This window comes from Porphyromonas sp. COT-239 OH1446, from assembly GCF_000768875.1.
Lineage (GTDB): Bacteria > Bacteroidota > Bacteroidia > Bacteroidales > Porphyromonadaceae > Porphyromonas.
Window position 1 is genome coordinate 125,795 of the sequence record NZ_JRAO01000010.1, and the last position, 23,493, is coordinate 149,287.

At 52.3% G+C, this 23,493-nt stretch carries 20 protein-coding genes; 16 read left to right on the forward strand and 4 right to left on the reverse strand.

Annotated elements, in window-relative coordinates; genetic code table 11:
• The first annotated feature begins 184 nt into the window (after positions 1-184).
• Positions 185-781: a TetR/AcrR family transcriptional regulator gene (locus HQ37_RS08440; RefSeq protein ID WP_052080698.1), complete on the forward strand. Its 597-nt coding sequence runs from the start codon at positions 185-187 to the stop codon at positions 779-781.
• 66 nt (positions 782-847) lie between these two features.
• Positions 848-3,190 carry a TonB-dependent receptor gene (locus HQ37_RS02210; protein ID WP_036879751.1) on the forward strand — a complete coding sequence of 781 codons (2,343 nt, stop codon included), beginning with the start codon at positions 848-850 and terminating at the stop codon, positions 3,188-3,190.
• Positions 3,191-4,056: 866 nt separating this feature from the next.
• Here HQ37_RS02210 and HQ37_RS02215 read toward each other — a convergent pair.
• On the reverse strand, positions 4,057-4,596 hold the full coding sequence (locus HQ37_RS02215) for a ClbS/DfsB family four-helix bundle protein (RefSeq protein ID WP_036879753.1): 540 nt from the start codon (positions 4,594-4,596) through the stop codon (positions 4,057-4,059).
• Between the two features lie 234 nt (positions 4,597-4,830).
• On the opposite strand from HQ37_RS02215, the gene gltX reads away from it, so the two are divergent.
• Genes gltX through HQ37_RS02245 form a run of 6 tightly spaced genes read left to right on the forward strand, consistent with a single transcriptional unit; the run spans position 4,831 to position 11,517 of the window.
• Complete coding sequence (gene gltX / locus HQ37_RS02220; protein WP_036880211.1) at positions 4,831-6,354, forward strand: glutamate--tRNA ligase; 1,524 nt, start codon at positions 4,831-4,833, stop codon at positions 6,352-6,354.
• Positions 6,354-7,619, forward strand: a complete 1,266-nt coding sequence (locus HQ37_RS02225; RefSeq protein WP_036879756.1) for a 3-deoxy-D-manno-octulosonic acid transferase — start codon at positions 6,354-6,356, stop codon at positions 7,617-7,619. Before gltX ends, HQ37_RS02225 begins: the two co-directional genes overlap by 1 nt.
• Positions 7,620-7,659: 40 nt before the next feature.
• Entirely contained in the window at positions 7,660-8,694 is a 1,035-nt protein-coding gene (gene tsaD / locus HQ37_RS02230; RefSeq protein ID WP_036879761.1) for a tRNA (adenosine(37)-N6)-threonylcarbamoyltransferase complex transferase subunit TsaD, read from the forward strand.
• A gap of 10 nt (positions 8,695-8,704) precedes the next feature.
• Positions 8,705-9,184, forward strand: coding sequence for a CinA family protein (locus HQ37_RS02235; protein WP_036879764.1), 480 nt, complete (start codon positions 8,705-8,707; stop codon positions 9,182-9,184).
• 34 nt (positions 9,185-9,218) lie between these two features.
• On the forward strand, positions 9,219-10,652 hold the full coding sequence (locus HQ37_RS02240; RefSeq protein WP_036879766.1) for a PDZ domain-containing protein: 1,434 nt from the start codon (positions 9,219-9,221) through the stop codon (positions 10,650-10,652).
• Between the two features lies 1 nt (position 10,653).
• A complete protein-coding gene (locus tag HQ37_RS02245; protein ID WP_036879769.1) occupies positions 10,654-11,517 on the forward strand; it encodes a S1 RNA-binding domain-containing protein in 864 nt (287 codons plus the stop codon).
• A gap of 368 nt (positions 11,518-11,885) precedes the next feature.
• Here HQ37_RS02245 and HQ37_RS02250 read toward each other — a convergent pair whose 3' ends face one another.
• Positions 11,886-14,162 (reverse strand): hypothetical protein, encoded by a 2,277-nt coding sequence (locus HQ37_RS02250; RefSeq protein WP_036879772.1) that lies wholly within the window; start codon positions 14,160-14,162, stop codon positions 11,886-11,888.
• 41 nt (positions 14,163-14,203) lie between these two features.
• Complete coding sequence (locus HQ37_RS02255; RefSeq protein ID WP_036879775.1) at positions 14,204-14,392, reverse strand: hypothetical protein; 189 nt, start codon at positions 14,390-14,392, stop codon at positions 14,204-14,206.
• A gap of 578 nt (positions 14,393-14,970) precedes the next feature.
• Here HQ37_RS02255 and HQ37_RS02260 point away from each other — a divergent pair.
• The 8 genes from HQ37_RS02260 (at position 14,971) to dnaJ (ending at position 21,888) form a co-directional block, all read left to right on the forward strand.
• Positions 14,971-15,429: an NfeD family protein gene (locus tag HQ37_RS02260; RefSeq protein WP_036879777.1), complete on the forward strand. Its 459-nt coding sequence runs from the start codon at positions 14,971-14,973 to the stop codon at positions 15,427-15,429.
• Between the two features lie 60 nt (positions 15,430-15,489).
• Positions 15,490-16,470, forward strand: a complete 981-nt coding sequence (locus HQ37_RS02265) for an SPFH domain-containing protein (protein ID WP_036879780.1) — start codon at positions 15,490-15,492, stop codon at positions 16,468-16,470.
• A 145-nt stretch (positions 16,471-16,615) separates the two neighbouring features.
• Complete coding sequence (locus HQ37_RS02270) at positions 16,616-16,933, forward strand: metal-sulfur cluster assembly factor (RefSeq protein ID WP_036879784.1); 318 nt, start codon at positions 16,616-16,618, stop codon at positions 16,931-16,933.
• A 24-nt stretch (positions 16,934-16,957) separates the two neighbouring features.
• Complete coding sequence (locus HQ37_RS02275) at positions 16,958-17,746, forward strand: UDP-2,3-diacylglucosamine diphosphatase (protein WP_036879788.1); 789 nt, start codon at positions 16,958-16,960, stop codon at positions 17,744-17,746.
• Positions 17,747-17,788: 42 nt separating this feature from the next.
• A complete protein-coding gene (locus tag HQ37_RS02280; protein ID WP_036879791.1) occupies positions 17,789-19,027 on the forward strand; it encodes an MFS transporter in 1,239 nt (412 codons plus the stop codon).
• A 48-nt stretch (positions 19,028-19,075) separates the two neighbouring features.
• Entirely contained in the window at positions 19,076-19,990 is a 915-nt protein-coding gene (locus tag HQ37_RS02285; protein WP_036879794.1) for a dihydrodipicolinate synthase family protein, read from the forward strand.
• A gap of 181 nt (positions 19,991-20,171) precedes the next feature.
• Positions 20,172-20,738: a nucleotide exchange factor GrpE gene (locus tag HQ37_RS02290; RefSeq protein WP_369794060.1), complete on the forward strand. Its 567-nt coding sequence runs from the start codon at positions 20,172-20,174 to the stop codon at positions 20,736-20,738.
• Positions 20,739-20,757: 19 nt separating this feature from the next.
• On the forward strand, positions 20,758-21,888 hold the full coding sequence (gene dnaJ / locus HQ37_RS02295; RefSeq protein WP_036879800.1) for a molecular chaperone DnaJ: 1,131 nt from the start codon (positions 20,758-20,760) through the stop codon (positions 21,886-21,888).
• Between the two features lie 110 nt (positions 21,889-21,998).
• On the opposite strand, the gene HQ37_RS02300 is transcribed toward dnaJ, so the two are convergent.
• Complete coding sequence (locus HQ37_RS02300; protein WP_081951728.1) at positions 21,999-23,426, reverse strand: Mfa1 fimbrilin C-terminal domain-containing protein; 1,428 nt, start codon at positions 23,424-23,426, stop codon at positions 21,999-22,001.
• Between the last annotated feature and the right edge of the window lie 67 nt (positions 23,427-23,493).

Here is a 23,493-nt window from a genome sequence, read left to right on the forward strand (position 1 = left end):
GGCAGATTTGTGGGCAAAACGCTTGCTTCAGCACGATATTTATATCGTCCCTATCGGCTATCCAGACACCTCGAAATGTGATCCTCGGTTACGCTTAGCTCTGTCTAGTTTACATTCATACAGCGATATAGATCTTCTCATTTCCAAACTATTCATAGTATCCTAAAAAGACTACAGATATAATATGCCTAGGAAGAGACGCTCCTCTGCCGAAATTGCTCTGCTCATTGATAAGGCAACGGAAGAGATTGTAAGAGAAAAGGGATTTAGCAGACTTTCTATTCAGGAGGTTTGTGAACGAGCAGAGATAGAACCAGCACTATTCTACAGACGTTATCCCGAGGGATTTGCGTTTTATGTCGAGAAGTTCATCCGAGATCATGACTTTTGGTTGTCGTACTACAAAAAATTCCCTATCCAGAAGCTAAACAAGACACCAGAAGATTTGACGCAGATTTTGCTCTCTTTGTGGAGACAAATTTCAGAAGACAGATTACTAGACTCTCTACTTCGCCTCGAGCTCCAAGACACCCCCTTAGAGGCCGCTGTCGAAGTAGCAAAAGCGAGAGAAAATCAAACAGAAAATTTGGTCGCTTTCTATTCTAAAGGATCTGAATCTCCGAATATGCTGAGGGTACAATTATCCATCCTTACAGCAGGGATACAGTACCTAGCTCTGCATAGAGGTGTATCTACTTTCTGTGGCATAGATTTTACAAATATCTCCGAACAAGAGATCCAAACAGCCCTCACACAGCTATTGAAGGGAGTCCTAAAATAGCGAAATAGAGCCACACACAGGATCAATAGAAATCGAAGAAACAGAATAATAGACAGGAAATACTCAATGATTAGAATTATGCAGTCCTATTCATTATCATCAAACCGCATGTTTGTCTCTAGGAGACTCTTATTCATCATTGCCCTTTTAACTCTTACAAATAGTCTAGATGCTCAAAATCGGGCTATTAAGGGTAGAGTTTTTTCTAAAGCAGACAAAGCTCCTATTGCTGCTGCCTCCATCGTCATTCGGACATTAGATTCTGTCGCTATCGCTGTTACCCTCTCTGACGAGAGAGGAGAGTTTCAGATCACATTGCCCCCTGGCGAGGACTCTTTGCTCTTACAAGCTCATCATCTCAACTACGAGGATTATTTCTCCAAAGTTAAGCGTTCGGAGATCGGAGACATCTACATGAAGGCGATCACACGAGAGCTCGCCGAGCTAGTCATTAAGGCACATCGTCCTATGGTCAGGGGACGAGATGGAGCCCTATTGTACGATGCAAGAACCCTACTAGAGCGCAGCTCTGCTCTAGATGCCTATGCGATACTATCGAGGACACCAGGCATAACGCAACAGGGCCAAGATCTAGTTCTTGTAGGCAGCCCACGCTATACGATAGCAATCAACGGGCAGATACCGCCAATGCCTCAAGGGCAATTGAAGCAGCTCCTTCAGAGCATGCCTGCATCTCAAATTGCGTCTGTGGAAGTTTTCTATAATGCGCCCCCACAATATCATGTTCATGGAGCAGTAATCAATATCATCCTAAAAAAGAAAGAGGAACGAAGCAACCTTTTGCAGGGTGAGGTATATACAACCCTACAGCACAACAAGTACCTCAACCTTAAATCAGGCATAAATCTAAACTACTCGAGAGACAAACTATCCCTATCTCTTATGTATGCATACGACGATCGTAAACAACTGCTGGACAATAGACTATTATCTCACCACTCCGTTGGTTCGTCTGTATTTGACTTCGAACAGTCCTCCAAACAGAAGGTACTACGACATGCTCATATCAGCTTCATCAACCTTGACTATAAGATTGGTTCAGGGAAACTTAGCGCAAGCTACTCAGGCCAATACACCCCCTCTATCGAAAAACATCTAGAGATAAAGGGAACAAATGCAATAGGAAATAATCAGAAAAGAGAGGATGATACTATGCACAGCCTATCATTGAGTTATACGAATGCAAATGGCTTCCAAATTGGGGCATCTCTTTTGACTTATGTCTACGGTGGTAAGCAAGACTTCTCTATAATATCTCGAAACAGAAATCATTCATTTATATCCCATTATGGTCAGAATCTAGAAACTTATAGGGCTTACATTGACAACACTCATGCGCTCCATTACGGTTGGCAAATAAGCTATGGTCTCAATACAAGTTACACGAACGAGCGAGACTTCCAAGCCTTTCAATCAGCTAAAACTCTTGAAACAAAGGATATCAAAGAAACACTAAGAGAGTGGATATCATCTGGTTATATCAAGGTTGGGAAGAAGTTTTCCGATAGTTTTAGTCTCTCTGCATCTTTAACGGGGGAATACAGCAACTTTTCCAAGGAAAATAGTTTTATAATAATACCTAAAGCGGACATCTCATACATTCTCAATTCGAAGAATATTTTCCAGTTTTCACTTACCTCCGGCAAAGTATATCCATCTTATTGGGAGAAGAGGCCTTATCTAACCTCAATAGATGGTTACCTAGAGGGTAGAGGCAATCCCTATTTGATGCCTTATAATGAATATACAGCTCGCCTAAATTATATACTCCAGCAGAGGTATGTATTTTCTCTATATCACACCTATCAACCAAGGTATGCCGTCCAACAACTCTATCAGTCCCCAATCGAACCGAAGATGATTGCCCAAACACAAAATTGGGACTTCAATCGAACTACTGGACTATTGTCTGTAATCCCCTTCTCCCTTGCCCCAAACTTGAAGTTTAACTACACGCTTAACCTATTTGTATCTCACGTCAAGCATGATCACTTTCATGATATGTCTTTTGATCGAATGGCCCTAACAGCCTACAACGGACTTAGTGCCACACTCGCTATATCTAAGAAACCCAATATTATGATGGACTTAGAAGGATATTACATTGTCAATCCGATACAGGGGATTTACAATTTGAGTAGCCCATTGGGGCTGGCGATTGGGATGAGGTACACCTTTGCCAAAGGTCGTGCAACTCTAACTATGCGCTGTACTGATATTGCCAATATGATGACTCCCAAAGTGAATGTCCGTTATGGAGGGCAACATTTTAATATGCAAAACAATGCCGATACACGAGGGGTATTTATTGGACTAAAGTACAATTTCGGAGGCTATACATCAAAGCAAAGAAAGGAGATAGATAGATCTCGATGGGGACATAACTAAAACATTTGGAGCGAAAGAACTGGAAAAACATTTCTTTAATACCTATCCTAAAATGAATTGTTTCAAGATTTCAGGCATAAGATTTAAGGGGATTGCATTTATAATTGCCCTGCTCCTCACGCATCAATTGATGGTAGGACAAGAGATGCACGACTTCAATATGGGACTTAAAACAGATTATTCCTCATTCTCCATCCGACCTCTTAACCATGGATTCAATAATCTCATTCATAAGCATATCGACATCTCTCCAGTTCAACCTCGAGGACTTGATTTTTGGGGATATAAAGGTTCTCTATCCCCAATAGATCTAGAAAAAAAACTCAGCCTAAACGGTTATATAATGACCGAACAGTCGTTTTTTGACAGGACTACCGCACCTCGACTTCACAGCTGGGGGAGTCTTTCTTATGCAGCATCCCCTCATCTACTTACGCAAATTGAGGGCCTCTATCAATCTTTTTCAAATGACAGATACAGATACGCTCTTATGGGGAGTATCCGCTACGAAACTAATGATGGATGGTCTTTAGGTGGTAAGATTAGATTTGATCAAACAAAAGGCTTGGGGGGAGGAACATATCGAGGATTATCTTTTCATCCGAGTTTGGAGTATGCTATAAATGATAGATTTTCCATCTATTCGTGCATGCATATTTCTTATTCACATCTAGAGGGTTCAACTCATTTTTCGAACACATCCCTCATCAAGTATAAACTATCCCGTAGCACCTCCCTTTTTGTTGGTACAGAGACATATTTCAATCCTAGAACAAGGAGAGTAGTCGTCAATCCAACCGCAGGGATTGAATCTAGGGTTCGATAAGATGATTGTACCGCACTCGCATGAAGCTGCAAGGTCAAGGCTAGCCCTCTAGCAGCTTGATGTACTTCTTGAGCTTCTTCAAGGCCCAATCATAGTGGCTGGATGTGGCCGAAGCGCAGTAGCTTCCAAGTGTTGTCGTCCCTGTCCAATCGAATACCCCCTTGCTAAAGAGTTCATCGTCCGAGAAGCTATTGATCAGGGACATAATCTCTTGATGGCTGGAGGAGAAGAGTCTCTTCGCTTCTCCGAGAGAAGTGCCTTGGTGCTTCTTCCAAAGCTCCACATTCATCGCCGAGTAGGTTTTCCAATTGTATGGCTCGGGGAGGAAGGGCCTATGCTCGCCTCCCCTATTAGCCTTGATCCAACGGGATAGCAACTGATGCCACTCGTACAGATGAATAAGCACATCACGCAAATTCTTATCTCTCCCCCAGTGAGCCTCCTTGCCTGCTAGGGCTATCGCCTCGGGGAAGTTCGCATTCTGACGCTCTATCCCCATATTCTTGATGAGGGTAAGGAGTTTCTCAAATTGCTGACTACTAGAGGCGACTAGATCCGCCTTTGTCGAGGGCCTTGGCATGATGATATTCTCTATTGTTTCCGAAGGACAAATATAGCTTTTATGGAGGAAAATAGGAAACCTCAAGCCTTTCATCCGCCCAAAGACACGGAAGGTCGGGAGGCTTGACAAGCGGGGGGAAATCGACTATCTTTGTAGATGGTTTCCCGATCGGGCTTGCCCATGGGTGAGATACACCCCTCGGCCCTACGAAGAGACCGCTTCACGGATAATATCAACCCACTCAAGAGCAATATGAGCCAAAGAAGAGTTAGGGTGCGCTTTGCCCCTAGTCCTACAGGTGCCCTCCACATCGGTGGGGTACGCACTGCCCTATACAACTACCTATTTGCCCAAGCCCACGGAGGCGATATGATCCTCCGTATCGAGGATACAGACAGCCAACGCTTCGTCCCAGGAGCAGAGGAGTACATCATCGAATCGCTCGAGTGGCTCGGGATCAAGTTCGACGAGGGGGTGAGCTACGGCGGTCCTCATGGCCCTTACCGCCAAAGCGAGCGCAGAGAGATCTACCGAGCACATGTAGATCAGTTGCTCCAGGCTGGACGAGCATACATTGCCTTCGACACCCCCGAGGAGCTGGAGGCGAAGCGTCAGAGCATCCCCAACTTCCAGTATGATGCCTCTACTCGCCTATCCATGCGCAACTCTCTCGTCCTAGCAGCTGAGGAGGTCGAGAGGCTCATCCAGGAGGGAGAGCAATACGTTGTTCGCTTCAAGGTCGAGCCCAACGAAGAGATCATCGTCCAGGATATCATTCGCTCCGAGGTAAGCTTCAACAGCTCCATCCTCGACGACAAGGTACTCTACAAAAGTGCAGACGATCTGCCTACCTATCACCTAGCCAACATCGTAGACGACCACCTCATGCAGATCAGCCACGTGATCCGAGGCGAGGAGTGGCTTCCCAGCTCACCTCTGCATGTGCTGCTCTACAGGGCCTTTGGCTGGGAGGATACGATGCCCCAATTCGCTCACCTACCCCTACTGCTCAAGCCCGATGGCAATGGCAAGCTCAGCAAGAGAGACGGAGATCGCCTTGGCTTCCCAGTCTTCCCTCTCCGCTGGGTAGACCCCAAGACAGGCGAGGTGTCCTCGGGCTACAGGGAGTCCGGTTACCTGCCTGAGGCACTGGTCAATTTCGTTGCGCTCCTGGGATGGAATCCCGGCAACGAGCATGATGAGGTCATGAGCATGCAAGAGCTCATCCACCACTTCAAGCTCGACAAATGCAGCAAGGCCGGGGCTCGCTTCGACTATCAGAAGGGGCGATGGTTCAACCATCACTACCTACAGCAGGCCGACCCTGAACGTCTAGCTAGATTGCTCATGCCTCTAATCCGAGAGCAGGGCATCGAGACCACAGAGAGCTATGCTGCCCGAGTGATCGAGCTGGTGCGTGAGCGCAGCCAAACCATTCCAGAGCTTTGGGAGCAGGGATCGTTCTTCTTCCTAGCCCCTACCTCCTACGATGAGAAGACGGTTGCCAAGCGGTGGAGGCCCGAGAGCAAGCAATGGTTCGAGGCCCTCATCGCTCTGCTAAGCCAGCAGGGCGAGCAGCTTCCTAGCCTCGAGACTGAGACTCTTGTCAAGCAATGGATCGAGACCTCGGAGCTGTCCCTCGGGGCTGTCATGAACTGCTTCCGCCTGGCCCTCGTCGGGGCATCAAGAGGGCCACATATATTCGACATCACAGCACTGCTGGGCAGGGATGAGACCATCGCTCGCCTCCAGCATGCCATCCAAGTCTTGGGCTAATGCGCATCCTCTTCGATTGGGCAGCATACCTCTACGGAGGCATACTCAGGGGCATTGCACCGCTGCACCCCAAGGCCCGTCAGATCGTACGTGGTAGACGAGAGACACTAGCTCGGATGCACTCCAGGCTAGACCCCGATCGTCCAGTCATTTGGATGCACGTCGCCTCGCTCGGGGAGTTCGAGCAGGGTCGCCCCATACTCGAGACTCTAAGGGCCGAGCATCCAGGACATCAGATCCTGCTCTCTTTCTTCAGTCCCTCGGGCTACAACAAGCGGCATGACTATGCAGGGGCCGATGCGGTAGTCTATTACCCCTTGGACACTAAGCGAAGAGTTCGGGAGTTCCTCAATGAGGCTCGCCCTCAGATGGCGATCTTCGTCAAGTACGACCTTTGGCCTACGATGCTGCATGAGCTGCACAAGAGGGATGTACCCATCTACCTTGTCTCGGCGATCTTCCGTTCGGATCAGCTCTTCTTCCAGCCCTGGGGCAGGTGGTATCTGACCTTGCTCAAGCTCTTCGACTACATCTTCGTCCAGGACAGCACCTCGGCGAGCCTGCTGCGCGAGCGAGGGATCGACAGGATGTGTGTGGCGGGCGACACTCGCTTCGACCGAGTGCTCGCACTCAGCAAGAGCTCAGAGACGGGGCTAACCAACGAGCTGACCGACTGGGCCTCGGCACAGAAGCATCTACTCGTAGCGGGCAGTACATGGCCCAAGGATGAGGAATTGCTCGTCGCATACCTCAATACACACCCTGAGCTCTCGGCCATCATCGCCCCACACGAGCCCAGCTCTCATCATCTAGAGGCCCTTACGGCCCGTCTTGATCGACCCTACACCCTGCTCAGCCAGTGGCTCTCAGGTGAGGTAAGCCAAGGCTCAAGCTGCCTCATCGTCGATACGATCGGGCATCTGTCCAAGCTCTATAGTTATGGTCAGATCGCCTACATCGGCGGAGGCTTCGGCCGAGGGATACACAATACCCTCGAGGCGGCAGCCTACGGCCTCCCGGTCATCATGGGGCCTCATATGCATAAGTTTCGAGAGGCAAGCGACCTGATCAAGCAGAAGGCAGCCTTCGTTATCACCGATCTTAAGAGCCTAGGGCATCGACTGGATCGCCTCATCAGCGACGAGGCTTATAGGTCAAGGGCTTCGAGGGCGGCGAAGGCTTACGTCCAGCGAGAGGCTGGGGCTACCGAACGTATCGTAGCCCTACTCTCGGAGGAGCTTAGGGGTAACTCGGCTAAGGCTTAAGGAATAAGCCTCGTCAAACACCATTCACCACAAAACCTTCATGACCTCAGAATATCAAGATATAGTGATCCTCGGCATAGAGAGCTCGTGCGATGACACCTCGGCCGCAGTGCTGCGAGGCAATAAGCTCCTAAGCAACGTCATTGCCTCGCAGGCTGTGCATACAGCCTACGGGGGGGTAGTCCCCGAACTGGCCTCACGGGCTCACGAGCAGAACATTGTCCCCGTAGTTAGCGAGGCCGTTCGCCGTGCAGGTCTCACCCTAGGGGATATAGATGCAATTGCCTTCACCCGAGGGCCAGGCCTCTTAGGCTCGCTGCTCGTAGGGACAAACTTCGCCAAAGGACTCTCCCTCTCGCTCGGCAAACCCATGGTCGAGGTCAATCACCTACATGCCCATGTGCTAGCCCACTTCATCACTGAGGAAGGTGAGGAGCATGATGCTCCCAAGTTCCCCTTCCTCTGTCTGCTCGTCTCAGGTGGGAATTCGCAAATCATCCTCGTGCGGGCAGCCAATGACATGGAGATCATAGGGCAGACGATCGACGATGCTGCTGGCGAGGCCTTCGACAAATGCGCTAAGGTCATGGGCCTAGGCTACCCAGGAGGGCCTGTAGTCAATCGTCTCGCCCATGAGGGCAACCCTAAAGCCTTCGCCTTGAGCAAGCCGAATATCCCAGGCTACGACTACAGCTTCAGCGGACTGAAGACCTCCTTCCTCTACACCCTAAGAGACGAACTAGCTCAGAACCCCAACTTCATCGAGGAACGTAAGGCTGACCTCTGCGCCTCCCTGCAAGCCACCGTCATCGAGATCTTGATGAAGAAGCTCCGTAAGGCTGCCAAGGATCTCGGCATTAAGCAAATCGCTTTGGCTGGCGGAGTATCGGCCAATACAGGTTTGAGGGCTGCCTTCGAAGATCATGCCCGTCGCTACGGCTGGAAGATCTTCATCCCCAAGTTCGCTTACACAACAGACAATGCCGCCATGGTAGCGATGAATGGCTACTTCAGCTACATCGCTGGCGAGCGATGCCCACTAGATGCCGTGCCCTTTGCCCGAGTAACCATGTAGCTTGAGAGAGATGAGACAAGCCGATCAGCTGCACCGACTGCATGAACTACTGCTGAGACAAAGGCTCAGCATCGCCACCGCTGAGAGCTGTACCGGCGGGCAACTCTCGGCAGCCCTCACCAGCCTACCCAATGCCTCGAGCTATATGCGTGGGGGGGTAGTCGCTTACCAGGACGAGGTCAAATGTCATCTACTCTCGGTTTCGGCCCACGATCTAAAGCTATACAGTGCAGTTAGCCAGGAGGTCGCAGAGGCTATGGCACTCGGAGCTCAGAGACTGTTCGGGAGCGACCTAGCTATCGCCACGACGGGTTACGCTGGGCCAACCGCCCCCGAGGGAGAGCTCGGACTCGTATGGATCGGGCTCTATACCCCCCGAGGATTAACTGCCCACGCCCTGCGCCTAAATGGGGCACGCAGCCACATCTGCCAGGAGGCTACTCGAGAGGCCATCCGCCTCACCCTCGAGCAGCTTAGCGAACTCGAGTAACCCATACACCCCAACAACTATCCGACTATACGAAATGACTATTAAACAATTATTTCTTCGCATCATCTGCATCCTACTGGTCGGCCTACCCACTTGGTCGGCCTCGGCCGAACGCCTACAACTCTGTTACCATGGCCTCAGACTCGAGATTAGCCAGGACAAGCACTGGGGCTATGGCCTGCCCATAATCACCTCGATCGATCGCTATAGCCCAGCCGAACACTCAGGGCTAGCCATTGGATCGATCGTCAAGCAGATCGACGGCATCGCCACCGAGGGGCTGACCCTCGAGCAGGTATATGCCATGCTAGAGAGCCCCTCACGAGAGCACGTCCTCGAAGCGACCAGCCTATCTCAAGGGGCGCAGAGCTACCTGCTCCAACGCTCATGCCGTCCTCTGGGCTCACTGTCGGAGCAGGATCTAGCACAGCTATTCGCCCACTACAGCGTCGAGGACACCCGCATGCTACTTGGGGGCTATCCCTACACCTACAGCAGTAGTTCCATGATCGAGCCTGGCAGCCTTAGAACCTATGCCTTCGCCCCTTCGTCCGCAGAAAGCGAAGCCATAGACCGAGAGCTCAATGGGCTCATCGGAGAGATCCTCTCGAAGATGGGACTCAGAGAGACCATCGACAGCCCCGATATGCTCATCTATACAGACTATAGCCTTAACCCCATGGAGAGCGATAGCACCTATAGCTCAGCAGGCAAGCCCTACAGCTGGAGGTTCAATACCCGAACGAGGGAGATCGACCCTCTACCACTCCTCGAGGCTAATAGCCCGGATGCTCTAGCCCGTTACCAGCTCTCCCTCGGGATCACCTTTGTCCGCCCCGATACGACCCAGCAAACGATTTGGAGGGTAGAGGCTAGGGAACGGCTCTCTGCTCCTCTCAACCTCGTCGAATACGCTCGCCATAGCCTCCCTACAATGCTGCGCTTCTCGCCCAAGAGTGAGCCACAAGGACAGACGACTTACCTCATGCAAACGCTGCGTTATCAGTACACTGGCCTCATCTTCAACCGTAAAAATCTCAGTCAAATCATCGACATGGATCTAGACTCACCTGCCGCACGAGCAGGCATCCGCCCTGGGGATGTGATCCGCTCGATCAACGGGCGTCGCCTGGAGGGCAAGAGCCTCGAGGCCCTCTTCGCTGCCTACGAGAGCTTCATTGAGGAGACGAAGCCGCTTAGAGAGCAATCTGCCCCTCTCTACAATACCCCTCATGGAGATCAGGGGCTAGCTCCATGGGCCAAGGAGGCCTACACAGAGATCGCACGACAGATCGAGCGACAGGATGACAATGCCTTCTTCGCCTACCTCTTCTCCTTCCGCCCCTGGATCCAGGAGCATACGGACGCCCCACTCCTGATCGAGATCGAACGTCCTGGGGGGCGCTACCGCATCGAGGTCATGCCCGAGATCAGGGATGCCTCCTACATCACCCCTGTTACCCAATAACATGTCTACAGATCCAAACAAGGGCCCATACCTCCTCGGGCGAACTAACAGACTGGAGCTCCTCCGCCTGGTCTCCATCGGGGCCTACCTCGAGTGGAGCGATGAGGCGGGCATCCTATTGCCCAAGCGTTACCTACCCGAGGGCGCAGCCGTTGGCGACACGATCGAGGCCTTCGTCTACCATGACAACGAAGGTCGCCTCATCGCCACAACCCTGAGCCCCCTCATCGAAGTGGGGCAAGTGGCCTGCCTTGAGTGCGTCTCAGTAGGCCAGGCGGGGGCTTTCGTCGAGTGGGGCATACACCGAGACTTATTCATCCCCTATGCCGAGGGTGCAGCACGTATGCGAGAGGGCTACAGCTATCCGATCTATGCCTACATCGACCAGGTGAGCGGCAAGATCGTTGGCTCGGCAAAGCTCTCCAAACATATCGGCACGACCATGCCTCGACACAAGCCTGGACAAGAGGTCGAGGCCCTAGTGGTCGAGCGCAACGATGTCGGTTATCGTGTCGTCGTCGAGGATCAGCACTGGGGCATCCTCTATGAGGACGAATGCCCCCTACCACCACATCGAGGGGCGAAGCTCTCGGCCTATGTCGTACGCCTCAGAGAGGACGGCAAGCTGGACCTCTCGCTACGCCCCGTGGGCTATCAGAAGATGAACAGCGAGACGACAAAGCTACTCCGACTACTCCGCCAGCACGGTGGAAGCCTCCCGATCGGAGACAAAAGCCCTGCCGAGGACATCTACCGTCTGACGGGCATGAGCAAGAAGGTATTCAAAATGGCCGTCGGAGCTCTCTACAAGGAGGCGAAGCTCAAGCGACCTCAACCCCACAGCATCGAGCTCAGCGATCTCTAAGCCGAGCGACAAAAGAGGAGCAAGCCAAAACCCCTCGGAGCACCTACGAATGGGTGGCTTCGAGGGGGCTGTCCTCTAGCCCCCCTCCATCTATCGGACCAAGGTGTCTAGCTCGCTAGAGAGGGGGCGATCAGAAGACTGGGACAAAGGTAGCGAAGGGGAGGCGAGGGGCTTCGACTTAGATGCACTTAGCCGCATCTAGACACCTCTAGAGGTCTATCGCTTGGCCCCCTCGCTCACGAAGGCTACCCCATAAAGCGATCTGCTCCCTGGCTGTGCTGCACGCACAAGCCAGGGAGCAGATCGCTTTCAGATGCTGAGGGCAGAGGGATGCCCCTCATTCCTATGGACATCCGCCTCCCAACAGATTAAGGAGTTGGTACAGGCGGATCCTGCATGAAGAGGCGCACAGATCCTTTGATCCTTGAATCTATAACTTTGCTTTGGAAGCCTAACCAAACGACATTGGGGGCTACGTTAGCCTCTGGTGCGAAAGATGAAGAGTGAGCCCATCCACAGAACCTCGACGGTTTACTTCCAGTATCAGAGTCAGCAACAATATACGAGCCAACCTTGCCGTCATGATAATAACGTGGATCTTGGGGGTGATAGGTATCCTCGAATGGGTCATACACACTGCTGGATAAGGCCCTTCTTTCGAGTAGCCCCCTAGCTGGGAGCTGGATCTCACGAGAGTATTTGATATTGGGGTCTGTTGCATTCCAAAATGCATCTTTGGCGACCGTATTCTTCAGATACTTTATGAGATGAATATTAGCCTCATTCTCATCAGAGAAATGGCCAATAATTCGGCCAACCAACCGAGACTTAACTTTAAGATAGGCAGTCGTAGGGGACTGGGGAGTAAACTCTTTGAAGACGTAACGATAGGCCAGCATGTGACAGTTCTCCCCACCAATCAAGCGCAGTGCATAGACATTACCGTTATCTGACCTTATAAATAGACTTCTATATTTAGGTATGAATACATTCTGCTTACCCTTATCTAGGGGCTTCTCAAACTCAATCCCCCAAGGGCCTCCGACTCTTATAATATCATCCTTGACGGAGACGACCTCAGAGTCTGTTGGAAGCTTCTGCAGTTTTGAGGGAAAGATGCAACTCCAATCTGCTAGGGTAGGAAGATAGTACTTCTGACCATCGATAGTGCGCCCCTCCACAGGAGCGGTAGAATAGAAACTGTGGACTTGGGAAGCGTGGAAGAGCTGGTTTCTCGGATTGTCTGTACCTCCACTGCGAGGATTGTCATTATCTCCATCGATCATCCACTGACCACTCTCCGATCTAGCCAAATTCTTATCAGCCACATAGTCGAGAGGCAGAAGATTATTATTAAAATTCTTACATCTAAGGAATTTTAGCTTCATCGGAACGACCGAGCCAATCTTATCTTGGCCTCTTGACCGACTCAGAAAAGCCTTAAAACGCCCCCTATCAGTATTGATGCTTACCGAAGCTTCGACAGCACCTCCTTCAGCAGAGGGAGGTGCATAACCATCAATAGCTGGCATCACCCAAAGATAGTACCAAGGGCTCTTACCACCAGGAGGGATCTTATAGGGCTGCTCCTTGTAGCCCCCTCCCGAAGGATCTTTCTCGACAATTCTGAAATATTTCTTCACGTTCGGAGATTGATTGTACATAGAAATGTGGGTATAATACCCCTCTTTCAATTGCCCTGACACAGCGTTCCGATGCCCTACTTCATTCACCCCAGCATTGATCTCATCAACCTTGTAAAAGTTATAGTGCCAATCATCCGACATAGTATTAGAATATATCTGTATATCCTTCAATAGCAAATCTTCAGCATACGGGTTCTCCTCTACCCGCAATCTCAAGAGCATGCCGCTAGGCCTAAATATAAGGCAATTGTTGGAAGAACTTCCAGGGCCATTGTCGATGATCATCTTCTTTAAGGGCTGGCCACTAGCATGCGTTCCAACGATCTTAAAGCTAAAGGGCCTCTGAAAGACGATGTAAGGAATGTTCGTACGCACGATCTTCTGCCCATTAGGCAAAGTTTCTGGAGCAGCAATAGTTCCGTAGAATGAATTTGTACTGGGTATAAATTTGTTTGGCATTGTGCTGAAATAACAAACGCTAGGCATTATCGGGTCATTAGTGGCAGGGTTTGGTTTAAAGATCATGTTGACAAACTTCCTAGCATCCTTGTCCTGGTCATTTCGAGGCACTTCATGAGTGATAATAGCGGAGATTTTCAGATTTTTAGCTCCTTTAGGGGTCTTCAAGGTTCCTGAAAAGCGGGCGCGTCCGCCAGGGACGGGCAGCATCCCATTGCCCTGTGGGCCGAGACGCACTGTTCGGATTTGTTTTCCCCCTCCCGAGGGCAGATCCTCCTCGACATCCCCACGGACGAAGAACCAAGCTGCGATGTTACGGCCAGAAAAGAAAGGCGAGGCAATCGTCCCGTCCTCATTCACATACTGATCAAGGCGAGAATTATCCGCAGAGGCAAAGAACTCTACTTGGTGCTCCTCGAGCTCTACCGTCCCCGAGATCTTGCGGGTTGGGTTAGGGGTAGGTTGGGGCTCATCGCCCTTCTTCTTACACGCAGCGACGAGGCTAAGCATCGCCGCCAGCATGATCACATACTTTTTCATAGTCTTAAGTAACTGAGTTTTTTACTGCAAGCGTAGCGAGCTTAGAACGTATCTGCCTCGGGATCACTGATCCACTCCTCTCCCTCTACCATATTCTCAAACCCAACACACTGGTCTGAAATTTGGTGTGTGGAGTAAGCCTGTAGGAGGGGTAAGACCTTGAGCTCGATGATATCAATCTTAGGAGCAGTATAGTCTATTACTTTGCTACGCTCTTTGTTCGTTTCCATAGCTGATGATATTTCATAACTTTATGCAAATTCAGTGTGAACTGACCTCCAAAGATACAATTTTATTTCTCACAAAGGAATATTTATCCAACATTCCATTCGAAGCATTAAGCAGCGTTAAGGATAAGCCATAAAAACAAACACAATAAAAATATTCGCTAACATTCCCATCAACAAACATTAAATATTATAAAGATAAGAGCTTGTAATGAGAGGGTAGTAAGATTGCAAGAGAGGCTTAGATAGGATCGACATGGAGGCTTAAGTAGGAGCTCGAGTGAGCTCCTACTTAAGCCTCTAACGAGAGGATGATAGGATCGCAACAGAAGAGCAGGGAAAGGATCGGTAGAGAGCCAACCGAGAGCTCCTCGACTCTTTTACTTAGAGCTAGTCGAGATGCTGTCGGGCAGTCCCGTCAAGGGAGCTCGGGGCAGCCGTAAAATGGCTCTCGGCGGAGAGGTACAGTAAAAGAGGTAGCTTGGGGCGCGAGGATATACGATAATTATTTATCTTTGGGGTATAGATCTATGCTCCTCATCGTGGGACTATATTGTCGTATTACCATTCATGTTCGGCTTATGTTACTAGACAGTTTGATCGCCACACTCTCCCCCGTAGAGATGTGGCTACTCCTTGGGGTTGTACTCTGTGCCCTAGAGGTGCTCACCCCAGGCTTCATCCTCGCCTGCTTCGGCGTGGGGGCATTCGTTGCCGTTATCCCTGCATGGCTAGGGTTGGATCTGCTGTGGCAGGTATTAACCTTCTGCCTTGCGAGCCTTGCTGCGCTCCTACTGCTGCGCCCCTTCCTGCGCAAGCTCAATAGAGGCCGAGAGAAACCCAAGACTGGCGTCGATGCCCTCCTTGGACGGTCGGTGATCGTCCGTGAGCGCATCGCTGGGGGGCTACAGGCGGGCCTCGTCGCCATCGATGGCGATGTGTGGCAGGCACGCTCCGAGAGTGGCGAGGCTATAGAGGCTGGCAGCACGGTAGAGATCGTTCGCCAGGAGAGCCTTATCCTCTTCGTCCGCAGGGTCTGAGGCCTTCTCAGAACAGGAGATTACCGAAACATTCAGCATCAATTTTAACTTCACACACCAATGAACCCAACTCTTATCATCCTACTGGCCATCGTCCTACTGGCCATCGTGGTCATCAGCAAGTCGCTCAAGATAGTGCAGCAATCTCAGACCATGATCATCGAGCGTCTAGGTCGCTATTCATCTACACTCGGTTCTGGGGTCAATATCATCATCCCCTTCATCGACAAACCTCGCCCCATGCGCTGGCGTTTCACCTATCCAGGGCCCAAGGGGGAGGTCTTCGTTCGCTTCTCAGACGTAGATCGCATTGACCTGCGTGAGACAGTGTACGACTTTGCCCGTCAGAGTGTAATCACCAGGGACAACGTCGTTACGGAGATCAATGCCATCCTCTACTTCCAAATCGTAGACCCGATGCGTGCCATGTATGAGATCCAAAACCTCCCCGATGCGATCGAGAAGCTCACCCAAACCTCGCTGCGTAACGTCATCGGAGAGATGGATCTCGACGAGACACTCACCAGCCGAGACACGATCAACAGCAAGCTGCGCACCATCCTCGACGATGCCACGAACAAGTGGGGTGTCAAAGTGAACCGAGTAGAGCTACAGGACATCAATCCCCCTCGAGACATCAGAGACGCTATGGAGAAGCAAATGCGTGCAGAGCGAGACAAGCGCGCCCAAATCCTCAACGCCGAGGGGGCTAAGGAGGCTATGATCCGTGAGTCGGAGGGACGCATGCAGGAGGCAATCAACCAGGCTGAGGGTGCTCGTCAGGCACAAGTCCTAGCAGCCAAGGCTGAGGCTGAGGCCAAACTCCTGACCGCCGAGGCCGAGGCCGAGGCCATCCGCAAGATCGCCAGTGCCGTCGCAGGCTCGGGCTCTAACCCCAGCCAGTACCTCATCGCCGTTCGCTACCTCGAGACTCTTAAGGAGATGACCAGTGGCGAGGACAACAAGACCATCTACCTACCCTACGAAGCCAGCGGCGTGCTGAGCTCCCTCGGGGGCATCAAGGAGCTTCTCTCCAAATAGGCCCTCATCATTTAGAGTGCAAAGCACAATTCCCCCTCTGCCCCAGGCTATCAGCCGACGGACAGAGGGGGAATTTGTTTTGTTTTAGTATCTTCGCCCTGCGAAGGGGGGCTTCGTAGGCCTGCCCCAAGAGAGCAAGAACAAGATGGAGCAAGAATATCTCAAGATGGAGGAGGATATCCTCTCGATGATCCGTACAGTGTACGACCCCGAGATCCCAGTGAATATCTATGACCTGGGACTCATATACAGCGTAGATATAGACGACAACAAGTTCGTAACTATTACGATGACTCTGACAGCCCCCAACTGTCCAGCTGCCGACTTCATCGTCGAAGACACGAGGATGAAGGTCGAGAGCGTAGACGGGGTAACGGGTGTGGCGATCAACCTGACCTTCGAACCAGAGTGGAATAAAGATATGATGAGCGAGGAGGCCCTCCTAGAGCTCGGCTTCCTCTAGCCCTCCGAGACACAACGAGCCACTATGCGCAGCAAAGTCTACTTCACCAGCGATGCCCACTTGGGCTCGGGCTATCATGCCTACCCCCTAGGGGTGGAGCGTCGGCTCGTTCGCTGGCTCGAACATATTCGCCCCAGTGCCCAAGCGGTGTACTTTCTAGGGGATATGTTTGACTACTGGTTTGAGTATCGGACTGTAGTGCCGAGGGGCTATGTTCGCTTCCTCGGACAAATTGCCCAGATGAGCGACGAGGGGATAGAGATCCACTTCTTTGCGGGCAATCACGACGTTTGGTTCTCGGACTACCTAACTCAGGAGATCGGAGCGGTGATTCACCACCGCTCAGAGGTTGTCCAAATCCTGGGCAAAACCTTCCGCCTAGCACACGGGGATGAGGAGTATTGCTCGCTAGCGTGGAAGGATCGGCTTATCTATCGCATCTTCCGCAGCCCTGCCTGCCGCCTCCTCTACTCGGCAATACACCCTCGATGGACTGTGGGGCTGGCTATGGCTTGGTCTCTCAAGAGCCGCCGAGAGGGCCTGCGCAAGCAAACTCTCGGGCGCATTCCCCATGCCTACCACAACGAGTACTTCGATCTCGAGCAGGAGCACCTCGTCCTCGAAGCCAAGCGTTATGCCCAGGAGAGGCCCGAGATCGACTACTTCCTCTTCGGCCACAGACACCTCATGCTCGACCTCTCTCTCAGAGGCGATCGTCGGGTGATGATCCTAGGCGATTGGCTGCACTATAACTCCTATGCCTCGTGGGACGGACAGCAGCTCCTGCTCGAGCAGTGGGAGATTGAGCAGTAGAGAACTAATCAAAGCAGTTTATCTATCAACCCTTTAATAGCGATGAGAAATAATAAGTATTACCCCTGGGTCGTCGTTGGCCTACTCTGGGTCGTAGCCCTGCTCAATTACATGGACAGACAAATGCTCTCGACGATGAAGTCCGCCATGAGTGTAGATATCAAGGAGTTAGAGTCTGGAGAGATGTTTGGCGTGCTGATGGCCGCCTTCATGTGGATCTATGGTTTGGCCAGCCCCTTCGCAGGCCTCATTGCAGACCGCATTAACCGCAAGTGGCTCATCGTTGCAAGCCTCTTCGTTTGGTCTACGGTAACTCTGCTCATGGGTTACACACACGACTTCTCGACCCTCTATGCCCTGCGTATGGTCATGGGTTTCAGCGAGGCGATGTATATCCCTGCAGCACTGGCACTGATCGCCGACTTCCACTCGGGGCGTAGCCGTTCTCTAGCCATTGGGGTACACATGACGGGGCTCTACGTCGGTCAGGCTTTGGGCGGCTTCGGAGCTCTACTCTCGGAACAACTGAGCTGGCAGAATACCTTCTTCTACTTCGGGCTCTTCGGTACGCTGTATGCCTTCGTACTCATCTTCCTCCTGCACGAGGTGCCAGGCCGAGAAGGGCGACAGGGCTCCTCGGCTCGAGCGCAAAGCTCTCTCGGGGGAATGTTCGCTAGCTTCGGGCGCATCTTCAGCTCGCTGCCCTTTTGGGGAATGCTGCTCTTCTTCACCGCCACTAGCCTGCCAGGCTGGGCTACGAAGAACTGGCTGCCGACCCTCTTCGAGCAGAACCTTGGCATCGAAATGACCCTCGCAGGCCCTATCTCGACGGCTACGATCGCCCTCTCCTGCTTCATTGGGGTTTTCGTCGGAGGATCGATCAGCGACCGCTGGGCGCAGGTCAATGTCAAGGGGCGTGTTTATACCTCTGCCATCGGGCTCGGGATGATGATCCCCGCCCTGCTCCTTTTGGGCTTCGGCCATTCGTATGTAACCGTAGTGGGCGGAGGCTTCCTCTTTGGCTTTGGACTAGGCTTCTTCGATACAAACAATATGCCCATCCTCTGCCAATTCTTCCCCTCTCGCTACCGCTCTACGGCCTATGGGCTGATGAATATGAGCGGCGTTATCGCCGGGGGCTATATCACGCAAGCACTGGGCAAGAGCCAGGATACAAACAATCTCGGCTCTGACTTCGCCACCATGGCTGTTGCCATCGCCATCGTCGTCATCATTCAACTCCTGCTACTACGCCCTCAGACAGACAATATGACCGACTAGGCCTCTGCACAAGCATCCAAAAACAAACACTAATCACTAATTAAGATAATGGAAAAGATTATTGGGCTCATCGACGCCCCCTTTACGCCCTTCGATGCCGAGGGCAATGTGAACTTAGCTCCGATCCCCGCCTACTGCGACCTCCTCGTTCGCTCAGGCCTCAAGGGGGTATTCATCAACGGCTCATCGGGCGAGGGCTATATGCTCAGCGAAGAGGAGCGTATGCAGCTGGCCGAAGAGTGGGTACGGGTTGCCCCCAAGGGCTTCAAGGTCATCGTACACGTCGGCAGCACCTCTCTGACCTCTAGTGTGCGCCTGGCAGCCCATGCCGAGAAGATCGGGGCCTGGGGCATCGGGGCTATGGCAACCCCCTTCCCCAAGATGGGAAGCATCGAGCAGCTCGTCCAGTACATCGAGCCTATGGCCGCCGCAGCCCCCTCGCTACCCTTCTACTACTACCACATCCCTGTCTTCAACGGAGCTTACCTCTCGATGCTAGACCTGCTCAAGGCCGTAGATGGGCGCATCCCCAACTTCGCAGGGATCAAGTACACCTACGAGCACCTCTACGAATACAACCGCTGTATGCGCTACAAGGGAGGCAAGTATGATATGCTCCACGGTCAGGATGAGACCATCCTCTCGGCTCTAGTGATGGGCGGAGCTCAGGGCGGTATCGGTGGGACAACCAACTACAATGCGATCTGCCTCAATGGCATCCTCGAGGCTTGGAAGGCTGGGGATATTGACAAGGCTCGCAGACTGCAAAACTACGCCCAGGATGTCATCGACGTCATCGCCAAGTACCGAGGCAATATCTGTGCGGGCAAGCGTATCATGAAGCTCATTGGGCTAGACCTAGGGCCTAACCGCAAGCCCTTCATGAACATCACCGACGAGGAGGAGGCACAGATCAAGGCGGAGCTCGAAGCTATTGACTTCTTCAACCACTGTAACAAATAGCCTGAGCAGCTAGTCCGCCCCCCCAAGAGGTAGGGTGCAGAGGGCCTAGGTGGCTCTTCTGTACCCTATCTCTTTTTGTCAGCTGAGCGGGTTGGTATCATATTTGCTCTATAGAAAAGAGATCGACCGAAACTCTACTCGAGAAATAAGAAATAATAAACTGAAAATAAAAGATATAAATATAACTATGACTAAAGAAAACAAGGAGCAACTGACAGATCCAGCACAGCAACAAGAGCCTACTCAGCTGACAGACTGTCAGAGCACAGAGGCCAATGAGGCAGAGGCCAGCGAAGCCCCCCAAACACCTACTGCTGAGGAGGAGCTGACCAAGCTACAGGATGCGCACCTGCGTCTGATGGCAGAGTACGACAACTTCCGCAAGCGCACCCTCAGAGAGAAGAGCGAGCTCATCCGCAATGGTGGCGAGAAGGTTCTGCTCGAGCTCTTGCCTGTGATCGACGACCTAGACATTGCTCTGCAAAATATCGAGCGTACGGATGATCTGGTGGCCCTTCGTGAGGGGATTAAGCTCATCCATAGCAAATTCGTCGATTACCTGCAACGCCAAGGGGTTAAGGAGATTGAGACTATAGAGGCGACCTTCGACGAAGAGCGTCATGAGGCCATTGCTGTTATCCCTGCTCCCTCAGAGGAGTTCAAGGGTAAGGTCGTGGACTGCGTCAAGAAGGGGTACACCCTCAACGACAAGGTCATCAGACACGCCAACGTAGTCGTCGGACAATAATAGGGAGAGGAGGACTAATATGGCAACCAAAAGAGACTATTATGAGATCCTAGGCGTCGATCGTAATGCCAACGACGATGCCCTCAAGAAGGCATATCGCAAGCTAGCCATCAAGTATCACCCCGACAAGAACCCCGGGGATAAGGAGGCCGAGGAGCACTTCAAGGAGATTGCTGAGGCCTACGATGTGCTCAGCGACCCAGACAAGCGTGCCCGCTATGATCGCTTCGGCCATGCTGGTGTAGGGAGCAGTGCTGCCAGTGGTGGTTATGGTGGTGGTATGTCGATGGAGGACATTTTCAGCCGCTTCGGCGATCTCTTCGGGGGCTTTGGTGGCTTCGAGGGTGGTGGACGCCCCATGGCACGAGGCTCAGATCTTCGGGCTCGTGTACGCCTAAACCTCGAGGAGATCGAGAAGGGGGTTGAGAAGAAGCTCAAGGTCAAGAAGCACATCAACTGCTCTTCCTGCCACGGAGAGGGGACGACGGAGCGGGATGGCCGCTCAACCTGTACCAAGTGCCAGGGCAGAGGGGTCATTACCCAAATGCAAAACACCTTCTTCGGGCCCATGCAGAGCCAAACGACCTGCCCCAGCTGTCATGGCCAGGGAGAGGTGATCACCAAGCCCTGCTCCAAGTGTCATGGTCGAGGGACGGAGGTTGGCGAGGAGATTGTCAGCTTTCGCATCCCCGCAGGTGTGGCCGAGGGGATGCAGCTCACTGTACCAGGTAAGGGGAATGCAGCCCCACACGGGGGGATGCCTGGCGACCTCCTGGTCGTGATCACAGAGGAGGAAGACCCCAACCTCATCCGCAACGGCAATGACCTCATCTATAACCTACTGGTTTCGATCCCAGATGCCATCGAGGGCACTACGGTCGAGATCCCTACGATCGATGGCAAGGCCCGTCTGCGCATCGAACCAGGGACGCAGCCTGGCAAGATCCTTCGCCTCAGAGGCAAGGGGCTGCCCGAGGTCAATGGTTATGGCCGAGGAGACCTGCTGGTCAATGTGAATGTCTTTGTCCCCAAGATGGAGCACAAGTCTGAGGAGGAGCTTATGGGGCACATGCGTCAGAGCAAGGCCTTCGCCCCTACAGAAGAGGCTCGCAGAGAGGTAGACCGCAAGTACCGAGAGATGCTCCGCTAGTTGGAGCTCGATAGAGCCTCATAGCTCTCAAGCAAAATCTCGAGAGTAACCCCTACAAAGGAAGGACTAACCCTCCCCTCGCACGAGGGGAGGGTTAGTCCTTCTCTTCACTAAAGATCTATCTCTTGCTCCCGAATGGTTGGGTCTAGGACCTCTACCACAGGCTTCAGCTTGTGGAGGTCTGCGAGCGACGTCCGACGCTCTGATAGGTCAGGGAAGACGGGGCTACCGGGGGCACTGATGGAGGACAAACGAAGACGATATTCATTGTTGCGTACCACCCCATAGCGACCAGCCGAATGCATCAGAGGGGCTTGCTCGTCGGAGAAGTGGCGGATATAGACGAGGTAATAGCTCAAGGCATTCTTATAGAACCTAATCCCCTCTCTCTCAAAAGCCTCAGAAAAGCTCGTCTCAGATAAACCGGCCTGCTGGACGGCTGTACGCAGAGCCTCGTCCCCAGAATAGTTACCACTGCTGATCATCGCCTTGAGTGCTCGCTCTCCATAATAATGCCCTTGATAGCTGACCCAGCCCTCACCCTGCTCTAGGGTAAGTGTCTCAGGAATGAAGGGATAGGAGAGCACTACACAGGGCACTGCTCCCTCTACAAAGGCTGCAGGGGGGAGGACGCTCTCCTTAGCGTAGTTGGCAAGGGCTATTGTCCCTTGAGCTTGATCGAGGCTAGGCTTCACCTCAGCCCAATTACCCGCATGGGAGGCTGTGCTCTTGGTATGATGGGCGATTAGGGTCGAGAGACTAACCGAGGGAGACCAAGCAGAGAAGAGTTCGCCCGAGGCATAGCGATCCTTCGTAGCACTGCCATCGCCCACCTGCTCGGGCTCTCCAGAGGATAACAAGCCAAGAGGGCGCAGCGGAGCAACCCTACGAGCTAGGCTATTGATGAGGAACTTGGCCGAGGCTTGCCCTGCTCGTCCTCCGACAAGCTTGGGTGTTCCATATACCAATACCCGAGCCAAGGCCGCTTCGAGCCTAATCGCAGGCTGAGGCTGAGCATCCTTGGCCTGAAGGGAGAAGGCCGAGGAGGGGACATGGACTGCTCCCTGCTCATTGAGCAAGGCAATGCTCTTGACTGTCTGAGTGGAGAGATCCTCGATATAGAAGGCTGATCCCTTGATATTCTGAGGCTTGCTTAACTGATCGAGGGAGGCACCGGGCATCGTCAGTGCTTTAAGCTCCGGGGTCGGATTACCCATAACAACAAGTTTATAGTCATCCTTCGGCAGAGATAGGACAAGATCCGAGAGAGCCGTCGGGGCGACCTCTCGGACATGCTCCAGCTTCGAGCTCTGCGCATTATAGAAGAGTAGACGAAGCGACTGAACCACTTTCATCGGGTCAGTTGTCTGCGAACGCACCTCCAGGGCGTTAGGCATCTCGATCTTAAGGCGGACAAACTGGCGAGCTTGGCGAGGCATAGGCGTCGGATCGAGGCGAATGGCTTGCTCAGAATTGCAAGCAGGCAGGAGCAGGAGGGAGGAGCATGCTGCCAAAAACATCCATGTTAAGGTCTTCATAGGGGCATAATTTATTTAGATGAAACAAACAATTTGTCTAACTATGTGTCTGATTGATAGTATAGAG